General features: G+C 69.0%; 12 protein-coding genes. 3 read left to right on the top strand and 9 right to left on the bottom strand.

Going from position 1 to position 12,084, the window contains the following annotated elements:
- Positions 1-832: glycosyl hydrolase family 65 domain-containing protein (locus ACNPM4_RS02820; RefSeq protein ID WP_448984633.1), on the top strand; the 832-nt coding region annotated here is incomplete at its 5' end.
- A 15-nt stretch (positions 833-847) separates the two neighbouring features.
- On the opposite strand, the gene ACNPM4_RS02815 is transcribed toward ACNPM4_RS02820, so the two are convergent.
- Together ACNPM4_RS02815 and ACNPM4_RS02810 are read right to left on the bottom strand one after the other, a co-directional pair.
- The gene (locus ACNPM4_RS02815; protein WP_448984632.1) at positions 848-2,512 is read right to left on the bottom strand and encodes an alpha-amylase family protein; all 1,665 of its coding nucleotides are present in this window, start codon (positions 2,510-2,512) and stop codon (positions 848-850) included.
- Positions 2,509-3,474 (bottom strand): TIGR03885 family FMN-dependent LLM class oxidoreductase, encoded by a 966-nt coding sequence (locus ACNPM4_RS02810; protein ID WP_448984631.1) that lies wholly within the window; start codon positions 3,472-3,474, stop codon positions 2,509-2,511. Before ACNPM4_RS02810 ends, ACNPM4_RS02815 begins: the two co-directional genes overlap by 4 nt.
- A 177-nt stretch (positions 3,475-3,651) precedes the next feature.
- On the opposite strand from ACNPM4_RS02810, the gene ACNPM4_RS02805 reads away from it, so the two are divergent.
- Both ACNPM4_RS02805 and ACNPM4_RS02800 read left to right on the top strand, forming a co-directional pair.
- Positions 3,652-4,050, top strand: a complete 399-nt coding sequence (locus tag ACNPM4_RS02805) for a VOC family protein (protein WP_448984630.1) — start codon at positions 3,652-3,654, stop codon at positions 4,048-4,050.
- Positions 4,051-4,054: 4 nt separating this feature from the next.
- Complete coding sequence (locus ACNPM4_RS02800; protein ID WP_215070156.1) at positions 4,055-4,357, top strand: hypothetical protein; 303 nt, start codon at positions 4,055-4,057, stop codon at positions 4,355-4,357.
- A gap of 12 nt (positions 4,358-4,369) precedes the next feature.
- Here the strand turns inward: ACNPM4_RS02800 and ACNPM4_RS02795 are convergent, their stop codons facing one another.
- From ACNPM4_RS02795 to ACNPM4_RS02765, 7 genes are all read right to left on the bottom strand, one after another.
- Positions 4,370-4,831 carry an SRPBCC domain-containing protein gene (locus tag ACNPM4_RS02795; RefSeq protein ID WP_448984629.1) on the bottom strand — a complete coding sequence of 154 codons (462 nt, stop codon included), beginning with the start codon at positions 4,829-4,831 and terminating at the stop codon, positions 4,370-4,372.
- Positions 4,832-4,840: 9 nt separating this feature from the next.
- Entirely contained in the window at positions 4,841-5,485 is a 645-nt protein-coding gene (locus ACNPM4_RS02790) for a dihydrofolate reductase family protein (RefSeq protein ID WP_448984628.1), read from the bottom strand.
- A gap of 1 nt (position 5,486) precedes the next feature.
- On the bottom strand, positions 5,487-5,825 hold the full coding sequence (locus ACNPM4_RS02785; RefSeq protein ID WP_448984627.1) for an ArsR/SmtB family transcription factor: 339 nt from the start codon (positions 5,823-5,825) through the stop codon (positions 5,487-5,489).
- A 49-nt stretch (positions 5,826-5,874) separates the two neighbouring features.
- The gene (locus ACNPM4_RS02780) at positions 5,875-7,809 is read right to left on the bottom strand and encodes an amidohydrolase family protein (protein ID WP_448984626.1); all 1,935 of its coding nucleotides are present in this window, start codon (positions 7,807-7,809) and stop codon (positions 5,875-5,877) included.
- Positions 7,806-9,185: a S10 family serine carboxypeptidase-like protein gene (locus ACNPM4_RS02775; protein ID WP_448984625.1), complete on the bottom strand. Its 1,380-nt coding sequence runs from the start codon at positions 9,183-9,185 to the stop codon at positions 7,806-7,808. Before ACNPM4_RS02775 ends, ACNPM4_RS02780 begins: the two co-directional genes overlap by 4 nt.
- A complete protein-coding gene (locus ACNPM4_RS02770) occupies positions 9,182-10,786 on the bottom strand; it encodes a M61 metallopeptidase family protein (protein ID WP_448984624.1) in 1,605 nt (534 codons plus the stop codon). Before ACNPM4_RS02770 ends, ACNPM4_RS02775 begins: the two co-directional genes overlap by 4 nt.
- Positions 10,783-12,084 (bottom strand): M61 metallopeptidase family protein (locus ACNPM4_RS02765; protein ID WP_448984623.1); only part of this gene is annotated, 1,302 nt, incomplete at its 5' end. The genes ACNPM4_RS02765 and ACNPM4_RS02770, both read right to left, overlap by 4 nt.

Genomic DNA, 12,084 nt, shown 5'->3' with positions numbered 1-12,084 from the left:
CGCCGCCGCGCGGCGGCATCCCGAGGTCGCCCGCACGCTCGGCGTCGACGAATCAGAGCTGGACGACTGGCTGCGCACAGCGGATGCGATGTCGATCCCGTTCGACGAGAGTCGTGGCGTGCACCCCCAGTCTGCGGGGTTCACGGAGCAGGAGCAGTGGGATTTCGAGAGCACGGACCCCGACCAGTACCTCCTACAGGACCACTTCCCCTACTTCGACCTGTACCGGAAGCAGGTGGTGAAGCAGGCCGACCTCGTGCTCGCCCTGTTCTTCGCTCATGAGGTGTTCACCGCTCGCGAGAAGGAGCGGGCCTTCGCCTACTACGAGGCGATCACCGTGCGCGACTCCTCGCTCTCCGCGGCAGTCCAGGCGATCATCGCCGCCGAGGTCGGCCAGCTCGACCTCGCCTATGACTACCTCGGAGAAGCGGCCACCCTCGACCTCGACGACCTGCACGAGAACGCGAGCGAGGGTCTGCACATCGCGGCACTGGCGGGCGTGTGGACGGCCATCACGGGCGGCTTCGCGGGCATGCGGGACACCGACGAGGGGCTGCGATTCTCCCCGCGCCTACCCGATCGGGCGAGTCGGCTCCGCTTCGGCGTCCGCATCCACGGGCAGACCCTCCGCGTGGAGGTCACCCCGAGCACTGCGACGTATCTGCTGAAGGACGGCCCGTCTGTGATCGTCGGCCACTTCGACGACACGGTCGACCTCGAGGCGGGGCACGCCGTCACACTCGAGATTCCGGAAGCGCCCGAAGTCGGAGCGCGTCCGTCACAGCCCCACGGCCGGGAGCCGCGCCCGGCCGCCGAAGCGTTCCGTTCGTAGGTCTCGATCCGGCTCTCAGATCACCCGTCCGTCGCCGGGCCGCGAGACGCGAAGCCACCGATACCCGTATGCCGGGACCTCCAACTCGACCGCGCCGCCACGGCCGAGGGCGAGATGCGCCGGCTCCAGGAGGTCGACGAGGGTCGTCCCTTCGGGTTCCTCGGTCAGCGAGAACCCCGTGGTCACCGGCACCTCGGCGAAGTTGTGCACGGCGATCACACGGCCGACGTCGGCTGCGAGCGAGTGCACGAGTAGCGACTCGGCGGGCTGGTCGATCACCTCGAGCGTGCCCCATCCCAACTCCGGCGAGATGCGATAGCGCGCCGTGAGAGTGCGGAGGAAGTGCAGCAGCGAACCCGCGTCCTCGAGCTGAGCGGCGACGTTGACGTGCTCCGGCGCGTACCCATCGGATGGCGGGCGGGAGACGAGCCGGCCCGGTGCGGCATCCGAGAATCCCCCGTTGCGGTCCGTCGACCACTGCATCGGGGTGCGCACGGCTTCCCGGCCGGGGATCTCGATGTTCTCGCCCATACCGATCTCCTCGCCGTAGAACAGCACCGGAGTGCCGGGCAGGGTGAACAGCAGGCTGTAGGCCATGCGGATCCGCCGTGGGTCGCCCTCCAACATCGGCGGAAGTCGCCGGGTGATCCCCCGGCCGAACACGCGCTGCCCCTCGTCCGGGGCGAAGGCCTCGAACACCTCCTGCCGCTCGCTCTCGCTGAGCTTGTCGAGGGTCAGTTCGTCGTGGTTGCGCAGGAAGTTCGCCCACTGCACCTCCGATCCGAGGGCCGGGCGGGCGCGCAGCGCGGCGATCAACGGCGCAGGGTCTTTGCGGGCGAACGACAGATACAGCGCCTGCATCCCCACGAAGTCGAACTGCATGGTGAGCTCGTCGCCGTCGTCGGCGCCGAAATACTGCACCTGCTGGTCATACGGCAGGTTCACCTCTCCCAGCAGGATCGCCTCGCTCGAACGACGCTGCAGGAAGCGACGGATGTCGCGCAGCAGATCATGCAGTTCGGGGATCTCCGTCCCCTCCGGGATCTCGAGGAGGAACGGCACCGCGTCGACGCGGAAGCCCGAGATACCTAGCTGCAACCAGAACCCCATGATCTTCGCGATCTCGTCGCGCACGCGGGGGTTGGCTATGTTGAGGTCGGGCTGATGCTCGTAGAAGCTGTGCTGGTACCACTGCCCGGACTTCTCGTCCTTGCCCCAGATGCCGTTCGCCTGACCGGGGAAGACGGCGTTCTTCTGGCCTTTCGGCGGCGGGTCGCTGCGCCAGACATAGTAGTCCCGGAACGGAGAGTCGACGCTGCGCTTCGCAGCCAGGAACCACGGATGCCGGTCGGAGGTGTGGTTGATGACGAGGTCGACGATCACTCGCATGCCCCGGTCGCGTGCGGTGCGGATCACCTCGACGAGGTCGCCGTGGTTGCCGAGGCGGGGATCGACGCCGTAGAAGTCGCTGACGTCGTAGCCGTCGTCGCGATCCGGCGTCGGGTAGAACGGCATCAGCCACAGGCAGGTGACCCCCAGCTGCGAGAGGTAGTCGATCCGCCGCGCGAGCCCCTGCAGGTCGCCGACACCGTCGCCGTTCGAATCGAGGAAGGTCTCGACATCGAGACAGTAGACCACCGCGGTCTTCCACCACAGGTCGCTGGTGTCGGTGATCTTCACAGTCGCTCCTTCAGTTCGGGGATCAGCTCGGATGCCGCGATGTCGAGAAACCACGACTGGTCGGTGCCGACGTGGTGCAAGTACACGCGGTCGAAGCCGATCTCCGCCAGATCCGCGATGCGGCCGGCCAGCGACGAGGCATCATGGTCGACCAGCACGGACTTGCGCAGCTGCTCCTCGTCGAGCCCCGCGACGGCCGCCTCGAAGTCCTCCGGCTGTTCGAGGTCCCACGTGACCGGGGGCGAAAGCAGGCCGTTCTTCCACTCCTCGCGGGCGATGGCGAACGCGGCGTCATCGGTCTCGGCCAGGCTGACGTGCACCTGCAGGATGCACGGGCCCGTGCCGCCCGCGTCACGGTAGCTCCGGACGACGCGCTGCAGGGCGGCCGGCTCCTGCGCGACCGTCGCGAGGCCCTGCGCCCACGATGCCGCCCAGGCCGCAGTCTCGGCGCTCACCGCGGTCGCGAACAGCGGCGGCGGCTCTGCCGGCCGGCTCCAGACCCTGGCTCTGTGCACGCGCACGAGGCCGTCGTGGTCGACCTCTTCGCCGTCCATCAGTCGGCGGATTACGTCGACGCTTTCCCGCAGCCGTTCGTTGCGGATGGGCTTCGGGGGCCACCCCTCCCCCGTCACGTGCTCGTTGACCGCTTCGCCACTCCCCATCGCCGCCCAGAAGCGCCCCGGGAACATCTCTTCCAGCGTCGCGAATGCCTGAGCGATCATCACCGGGTGATATCGCTGCCCCGGCGCATTGACCATGCCGATTGAGAAGCGGGTGCGCGCGAGCGCGGCGGCGATCCAGCTCAGCGCGAAGCCCGACTCGCCTTGACCGGGGGTCCAGGGCGCGAGGTGGTCGGAGCACATGGCCCCGTCGAACCCGGCGCGTTCGGCCCCGACGACGGCATCCAGGAGCGCGCTCGGCGGGATCTGCTCGTGCGAGGCGTGGAATCCGATGAACACCATTCGCCGAGTCTTCCAACGAACGCGGTGACCCCGGTAGAGGTGGACACCTCGCGACCGGCCTGCGAAAATGTCCGCTACTTCGTCGCGTTCGGGTCATGGGCGAATCGTGCGACAGTCCGGCGGTTGCTCGCTTCGCCCTCGCATGGACCTCACAGAGTTCGAGAGCATGGTGACTTGATGACGCTAAGCAATTACCCGGTCAGGGCCTCGATCGGGGTGACCAACATCGAACGGTCGGCGGCGTTTTACGAGCAAGTGCTGGGCCTCGTCCCCGCGAGCATCGGCCCGAGTGCCGGAATCCAAGGAGGCGCTCGGTTCTACGCCTGCGGGCAGGGGACCGTGCTCAACGTTTTCGAGACGCCCACTGCGGGTTCGACGCGCTCGACAGTGGCCACCTGGTACGTCGACGACATCGATGCGGTCGTCGCCGGCTTGAAGGCGGCGGGGGCGCAACCCGTCCGCTACGAGGGATTCGGGCAAGACGATCGTGGGATCGGACCGCGCGCGGGTGGGGGCCGCATCGCCTGGGTGGAGGACCCCGACGGAAACACCCTCGCCATCGAGACCGACGATTGACCCCGTGAGCGACCACGGGCATCGTGAGGCACTCCCCGCTCAGGAGCGGGGAGCGCTGGAGCGCCGTCTGGCCGACATCCAGGTCGAACTCGAGGTGATCGCGCGCGAGCGACTGCGCGGGACACTCGCCACGTTCCCCCCGGACGATGGCGAGGAAGAGCTCGAGGCCGAAGCCGACGCCATCCGCGTCCGACTGGGGACTTCTCCCGCGATCGGACGCCCGCCGCGGGAGAGCTGGCTGGGCTGGGCCGCGCTGGTCGTGGCGATCGCCGCCATCATTGTGGTGGTCGCACTGCTCACCCGCTGAGACCTGCGGAGGTCAGGCGAGGTGATCGGCCAGGGCGTCGAGGAGACCGCGCGTGCCGTCCTCACGCCCCTGCCCGTCCGCCCAGAACTGGTCGAAGAAGACGCCGTGCTCCGTGTGCGTGAAGCGGGTACCGGCATCGATCGGTTCTAACTCCAACGACGCGACCGACGTCGACATGTGGGCCCCGTCGAGCCACATGTCGTACGTCGTGACGATGCGGACGTGTTCGACGATGTCGGTGTACGTCGCCTCGTACCGTGAAACCGGACCGCCGTGGAACTTGCCCTCGTCGATGTCGCGGCCGCCGACGCGGAAGTCGAACACCCACTCCCGAGTACGGATGCGGTCGGCGTCGCCCCACCAGCTCCGCTTGCTGTCCTCGTCGGCGAACGCCGCCCAGACGCGCTCGATGGGCGCCGCATAGTCGCGGGTCAGGGTGAATCCGGAGCGCGCGAGTCGGCGTACGATCGTCATCCCCGCCTCCTATCGGGCCAGAGTGACGTGGATCGCGCCACTCTCGGCGACTTCTGTCGTCACCTCGTGGGTGAGCTCGAAGCCGACCAGGTCGTCCCACAGTCGATGCCCTCGACCGAGGAAGATCGGGGCGACCATGAGGTGCAGGTCGTCGATCAGCCCTGCGCGCAGGAAGTCTCGCGCCGTTCGGTACCCTCCGCCGACGCGCACGTCGAGGTCGCCGGCGGCCTCCTTCGCCTCGGCGAGCACCTCGTCGATCGGGGCGTCGCGGAAGTGGAAGGTGGTTCCGCCGTTCATCGGAAGCGGCGCCCGAGGTGCCGTGTGGGTGAGGACGTAGACCGGGGTGCCGAACGGAGGCGTGTCACCCCACCAGCCCTTCCAGTCCGGGTCGTCGGGGAAGGAATGCAGGCCGAACATGCCGGCCCCCATGATCTCGGAGCCGATTCCGTCGAAGAACGCGGCAGCATGACGGTCATCGACGCCGGTCGTGCCCGCGCCACTCGTGTCCCCGAAGACGTTCTCGCGAAAAGTTCGGGTGGCGGCATACGCAGCGGTAAGTCGCGCCCAGTCTTCGCCCATCGGATTCTCGGGGGTCGCATCCGACGGCGTGTAGCCGTCCAGCGAGGCGAACAGGTCCATGCGGACACGTGTCATGTCAGTTCTCCTTCGGGGTCGTGAGAGCGAGATGGATGCCGAGTCGGTCGGCGCGGTGCTCCGCGGGTGTGCGCTGCTCGCCGAGCCACAGGTGCAGCACGTCGAGGGCGCCGGGCCGCAGACTCACGGTGCGCACCCGCCCGATCTTCTCCGACGTCACGACTCCGGCACCCTCGAGCACGCTCAGGTGCTGCAGGAACGACGGCAGCGCCATGGTGAACGGTGCCGCGAGATCCGAGACGACAGCGGGAGATTGCGCCAGCCGTTCCACGATGGCGCGACGCGTGGGGTCCGCGAGAGCGCGGAACACGGCGTCGATCTCGTCGTGATACTTAGGCATGCACCTAAGTATCACGAAGGATCGACATCGCGTCAACCGGGGCGGGAGACTATCCGGTCGTCACGCCCGGCTCCGCGGCGAACGGCACCATCCCGAAGCCGCGGTAGATCCGCTCCGGACTCACGGCCCGCCCCTCGGCCACGGTGAGGGCCACGTTGCGGATGTCCCTGATCGACCGCGTCGGATCACCGTCGACGAGGATGAAGTCGGCGGCCTTGCCCACCTCGATCGTGCCCCGGTCTTCGGCGCGATGCAGGTGCTCCGCGCATTCGATCGTGGCGATGCGGAGCGTGTCGACCGGACTGATGCCGGCATCGACGAAGAGCTCCAGTTCGCGGTGCACGGTGACGCCGGTGCCGTCATCCGTTCCCGGCCACAGCTTTACGCCCTTCTGGTGCAGCCGGACCACGATCTCCTGAAGGCGCCGGAACGCCGTCTCGTAGTTGTCGAGTTCGGCCTGGTCCCGGTAGGGCACGTAGGTACGTCGGCGATAGCGGCGGACGCCGGCCGGGAAGTGCTCGATGACCGGCTCGTGCGCGGCGATCACGGTGCGCGCCCTGCTCAGCATCAGCTGCTCGAGGATGACCAGGGTCACGTCGAGGCTGACGCCCCCGTCGACCATCGAGATCATGGTGCGCTGCACTCGCTCGGAGTCGAGGTCGAGGTCGGCGACCCGGGTGAGCGCCGTGAGCCGCAGCGGGGTGCGGGTGTCCTCCTCCGGCTCCAGCACCCAGCCGAGTGCGAGCTGGTTGAGGTGCGTGATCTCGTCGTACCCGTCGGCGATGGCCCGATCGGCATCCATGAACGCCGGCACGTGGCCCTGCACCCGCATCCCCCGGTCGTGGGCGCGCGCGGCGGTCTCGGCGACCCAATCGGGCGTGAAGGAGTTGTAGATCTTGATCGCGTGGAACCCGCGGTCGGCATACCAGTCGACGGCTGCGAGCGCCTCGTCCAGACTCTCCACGACGTGGCCCATCCGCATCGCGTGCGCGCTCCGGCCCTCGATGAATCCGGCGGGCACGGTGGAAGGCCCCGTCACATCCCCCGCCTCGATGGCGCCCATCAGAGCGGCGAGCGCATCGTTGTCGTTGCCCATGTCGCGGATGTTCGTGACTCCGGCGGCGATGTACAGCAGAGCGGATGACGTGTCGAGATGAGCATGCATGTCGTGCAGGCCGGGGATGGCGGTGCGACCGGCCCCGTCGATGATCGTGGCGCCGTCGGGAACCGCGATGTCGGGGCCGATCCCGGTGATGCGTCGCCCGTCGACCACGATGGTCTGCGGATCGCCGACCTGCCCGCTCACCGGGTCGAAGATGCGCACGTCGCGCACGACGAGCGTCCCGCCCTGGTGCAGCGTGGCCTCGCGGGAGAGCGCGGCGAAGCGGCGTCTGGTCGCTCGCTGCAGCGCCGCATCGATCTCGGCTGCCGCGGCGACGAGATCCGGGTGGAGCAGCAGCTCGCCGTCGGAGATCCCGAGCACCTCCCCGGTGACGCGGTCTCGCAGCACGTACTGCGGCCGCAGCTGCACACCCGTGAGCGCGAAGGCCTCGACATCACGGCCGCCGACTTCACCGAGCGGCACCGGGACGACCGCGACCTCCCCGGCCGGCAGCAGTGGAACAGGCCTTCCGGTGGCGAGGGCGCGCTCGACCAGCAGCACCAGGCCGTAGGGACTGGCGTCGGCGGGAAGGTAGAAGCCCTCCGCCGTGGTGGTGCCCTCGTCGGCCTGGCTGCTCCAGCGCGCCGCCCCGTCGGGGTGGATCGCGAACCTCTCGTGCACCGTGCCGCCCATAAGCGACGTGCCGTCGATCTCCCACCGCACCGGCAGACCGGCATCGAGCCGGAGTGTCTCGGCGAGTCTCGCACCGCGGCCGTTGTTGTCGACCTCGTAGACGATGCGGGTGAGGCCGTCCGGATCGGTGTCGGCCGAGAGTGATCCGACAGGCTCGCCGTTGGACACGAGGATCAGTTGCACCGTCATCGGCGGGTCCCTGCTTTCGAGGTGTGGGTGATGGTTCGGGCGATCGCGTCGCGGGCCTCGACGAGAACCGTCTCCTCGAGGGAGTGCCCGGCGATCAGCGGATGGATCTCGACGGCGGATGCCGGCACGCCGGAGTGCCGCACCGCGTGGATCGTGCTGGCCAGCGTGGTGGCGAGGTCGAAGTAGCCCCCGAGCAGGAGGACGCGCAGGTCAGGCCGCTCCTTCGCGACCTCGCCGAGGTTCGTCGCCACCGAAGTGCGGAAGATGGGCGGCATGGCCTCTGCCGGACGCCAGTCCCAGGCGAAGTTCAGATCGAGGGAGAGCGACACATAGGGCTCGTCCGCATCGACGGGTGCGCCCAGCTCGTCGCGGAGGTACCGGGCGATGGGCGCGGAGTGGATGACGTTGCTGCGGCCGAGACCGAGAGCCGGGTCATCGGCTGCCGGCGGACGACCGTCGGGATGGGGCTCCGGCAGGGGACCGGTCACGCGCACGTCCAGCCGTCCGACGACGAGTCCCTCGTCGGCCCGCAGGCGGCGGAGGAAGTCCTCGCTGCCCACTCGCAGGTCGGCGGCGAGCACGTCATCCGGTGAGAGGCCGACGAGCTCGGCGATCCGTGCGGCGATGCGGATGCGGGTTTCGAGCTCGAGGGCGGCTCCCCGGTGCAGCGCCGGAAGCACCTCGTCGACGGCGAAGCGCTCCGCCTCGGCCCAGACCTCCGCGACGTGATCGACGCCCGCACGGGCGGCACCGTGGAACCAGGCCGCCACCGCCATCGTCGGCAGCGCGAACACCGCGGCGAGGTCGTTCTCGGGTGCCTCGGCGGCCGTCGTGGCGTCGAGCATCGGCGAGATGAGGGTGATGCTGTCCAACCGCAGATCCGTCAGCTGCGGGGCGACGGCGGCGAGCCGGTAGCCGCCGAAGCTCTCCCCGATCAGATGGATCGAGGCGTGCTCGCGGTCGTTCGCGCGGAGCCACGCGCGGATGAAGGTCTCCACGGCATCCGCATCGCCGGGCACCGTGAGCATCCGCACAGCAGCCTCATCCCGGAGCACCCGGCTGAACCCGGTGCCGACCGGATCGACGAAGACGAGGTCGGCCACGTGGAGCAGCGAGACGGCGTTCTCGACGACCTCACCGGAGCGGAGGATGCGCGGGCCCAGGGCGTTCATGTGCAGCGGAGACGACGAGGCGCCGGGGCCGCCGTTCCACAGGAAGGCGACAGGGCGCTCCGTGTCCGAGTGCCGGACGTAGCTCGTCGCACTGATGGTGGCATCCGGTTCGCCGTCGGGTCCGAGGAGGACCAGCTCGCTCCATCGCGCGACGCCGCCGCCCAGATCTGCGCCGAGCGATACGCGTCCGTCGATCGACCTCACCCGTCCACCACCCAGTCGGTGGTGCGGATGTCGCCACCTCGGGGCTCGTAGCGCACGGTCACCTCCTCGCCGTCGCGCGCGATGACGATATCGAGCGGCGTGGATCCGTCCCGTGCCGCACTGTACGAGAAGCGACGCGTGACGAGTTCGTCGCCTTCGCGGAGTCCCGCGCGTTCGGCCGCAGACCCCGCGACCAGACCGGTGATGCGCCGCGGCTCCTGGAACGACACGATGTCGAAACCGAGGTCATGCTCGGGGGCGACAACGGGAACCGGGCGAAGCACTCCTTGGAAGAGCTCCGTCGGTCGTTCGATCGGTTCGCCGGCCACCATCGCGTCGTAATCGGTTCGCGCCCGGTCTCCGATCACCTTCTCGATCCGCTGCAGCCAGCCCTCCACGAGCACCTTCTCGCCGCGACGCTGCGCCCGCTGGATGTCGATGACGATGTCGTCGAGCGAGACCTCTCCGGCCGACTCCGCCCGCAGTCGCGCATCGACTGCCACGAGGTACTGGATGCCCCGCCCATAGGGGATGGTCTGCGCCCGCAGGTCCGCCCAGAACAGATCGGCCGCGGCCGCATAGCTCAGGTGCCGTCGCGGGTTCGCGTCGTACCGGCGGTACATGTCGGTGAGCTGTTCGCCGAAGGTCGCGGAGTCGAGTATCCCTGCTCGCCAGGGCAGCACCAGCGAATAGAACTCGGCCGCCCCCTCGCTGTACCAGGATCCGACGGTCCAGTCCTCGTCGAGGTGCGGCCAGTTGTGCACCATCTCGTGCGCGAGCAGAGTGCGCAGATCCGCCTCGTCGACCTCGGTCGTCGGCGAGTAGCCGAACGCGAACGACGACGGGAAGGACGTGCCGCCGGAGCCCTTGTCGGGGTTGCGGCGCACGAGCACGTGATACTGCGGATTCTCCTCTTCGAAGAACGCGCTCATCGTGGTGTGGATGTCTCGCAGGTAGCTGCTGAGGCCGTCGAGGTCGAAGGGCACGTCGCTGTAGGCGTGGATGCCGAAGTTCGTCGCTCCGTCCGGAGCGATGATCGGGGTCCCGGCGCCGAACAGGCAGTGCTCGATCGATGCGATGTCGCCGGACCAGCGCCGCACCTCATCGCCGGCGCCGTGGCTCGAGACCGCCGACACGCCATCGTCGAGGTGCCAGGTCAGCGAGAAGTCGAACTCGCTCTCCGCACTGAGCGGCACGGGAAGGAAGGTGCATCCGGCACCGAACAGTCCGAGCTGCTCGCGGCGCAGGTCGAACAGCGGCCCGACCGGTGTGCGCAGATCCACGTCGCGCACGGGGGCCCGCACCGCGACCTCCACGACGCCGTCGACGTCGCGGTCGGCGAGGAAGTGCCGATAGGTGCTCATGGGATCCGACGTGCCCTCGACCTCCGTCAACGGGACGGCGCCTGCGGAATCGCTCACCCGGATGTCGTCCACTCGGTAGACCGCGCCGGGAACGGACGCGATCACCGCCGGAAGCCGAAGCAGCACCTCCCCCGCGGCGACGGGGCCGAACTCGGCGCGATAGCGGGCGTCGATGCCCGCCCACCCCTCGGCGCTGCGGAACGGGGTGAGCTCGAGATCGAACACGGGCAGAGTCATGAGAGCGCCTCCCAGCGCACCGTGGCGACCTGGTCGCCGGCCGGCAGATAGTCGAAGTCGAGCGGCTCGCCGTCGCGCACGACGTGGAGCGACAGCGGCCGGTCGCTGTAGCGGGATGCGTGGTACGGCAGCGCGAGATCGACCAGCGCATCCCCATCTCGCACCCCGGCACGGGCGGCCGCGGAATCGGGACGCAGACCCTGCACGCGCCGCCCGTCGCTGCGGAAAGAGGCGACGTCGAAGCCGAGGTCGTACTCGGCAGCCGTCGCCGGGACCGCTCGCATCCCCTCGAACGGAACATCCGGAAGCGGGATGGGGGTCCCTGCGGCCATGGCGTCGAAGTCGCGCTGCGCGTCAGCCCCCGTGAACACCGCTACCCGCTCCACCCAACCCGCGGCCCCGACCTGTTCGCCGGCACGCTGCGTGCGCAGGATGTCGAGCACGACGTCGTCGAGCGTCTTCTCGCCGTCGGTGGCCTGCCGGATCCGGCCGTCGGTCGCGATCAGATAGCGGAGACCGCGCCCGTAGGGGATGCGCTGCGCACGGGGGTCGGCCCAGTACGCAGCGGAGGCCGCGTCGTTGTCGAGCCCCCGCAGGGCGTTGGTGTCGTACTGCTGGAACCTGTCGGTGAGCTGCGCGGCGAGCGCCGTGGTCGAGAGCATGCCGCTGCGGTGCGGGAGTACGTGCGAGTAGTACTCGGCGGCGCCCTCGGTGTACCAGGAGATCGCCGAGTGGTGGTCGTTCAGGGTCGGCCAGTTGTGCGCCATCTCGTGCGCGAGGAGACTCCGCAGCTGGTCCGTCTCGCTCTCGCCGACCGCTGAGAACGCGAACGCGAACGATCCGGGGAACGCCGAACCGCCCGTCCCCTGCCCGAGGTTCTTGCGGATGAGCACGTGGTAGCTCGACCCCTCGTCCTCGAAGAACCGGGTGAACTCGGTGTGCAGCCTCGCGACGTACTCGCCGATCTCGTCCAGATCGAACGGGGTGTCGTTGTAGGAGTGGATGCCGAAGTCCGCTGACCCCTCCGGAGTGCGGTGCGGGGTACCGGCGGCGTAGTAGCAGAACGCGACCGACTGCAGCGGCCCGTTCCACGAGCGATCGCCGGTGCCGTAGCTCGACACCGCCTGGACGCCCTCGCTCAGGCGCCAGCGAAGCGTGAAGTCGAACACGGGTCCGTCGGGGGTCGAGACGTCGCCGGGAAGCACCAGGAAGTTCAGGCCGGCGCCGAACAGTCCGAGCGCTTCGGCCCGGAGGTCGAACAGCGGCCCCACCGGAGTGAGTTCGTCGTGGGGTGGCCC

It is taken from the genome of Microbacterium umsixpiens, assembly GCF_053543675.1.
Note: the sequence above shows the minus strand (reverse complement) of the source record. Positions and strands in the feature narration are given on the sequence as shown.

Coding starts and splice junctions, on each gene's coding strand:
- ACNPM4_RS02790 (WP_448984628.1), bottom strand. CDS start 5,485: ATGACACGTGTCCGCATGGACCTGTTCGCCTCGCTGGACGGCTACACG.
- ACNPM4_RS02770 (WP_448984624.1), bottom strand. CDS start 10,786: ATGACTCTGCCCGTGTTCGATCTCGAGCTCACCCCGTTCCGCAGCGCC.
- ACNPM4_RS02785 (WP_448984627.1), bottom strand. CDS start 5,825: ATGCCTAAGTATCACGACGAGATCGACGCCGTGTTCCGCGCTCTCGCG.
- ACNPM4_RS02810 (WP_448984631.1), bottom strand. CDS start 3,474: ATGGTGTTCATCGGATTCCACGCCTCGCACGAGCAGATCCCGCCGAGC.
- ACNPM4_RS02795 (WP_448984629.1), bottom strand. CDS start 4,831: ATGACGATCGTACGCCGACTCGCGCGCTCCGGATTCACCCTGACCCGC.
- ACNPM4_RS02805 (WP_448984630.1), top strand. CDS start 3,652: ATGACGCTAAGCAATTACCCGGTCAGGGCCTCGATCGGGGTGACCAAC.
- ACNPM4_RS02780 (WP_448984626.1), bottom strand. CDS start 7,809: ATGACGGTGCAACTGATCCTCGTGTCCAACGGCGAGCCTGTCGGATCA.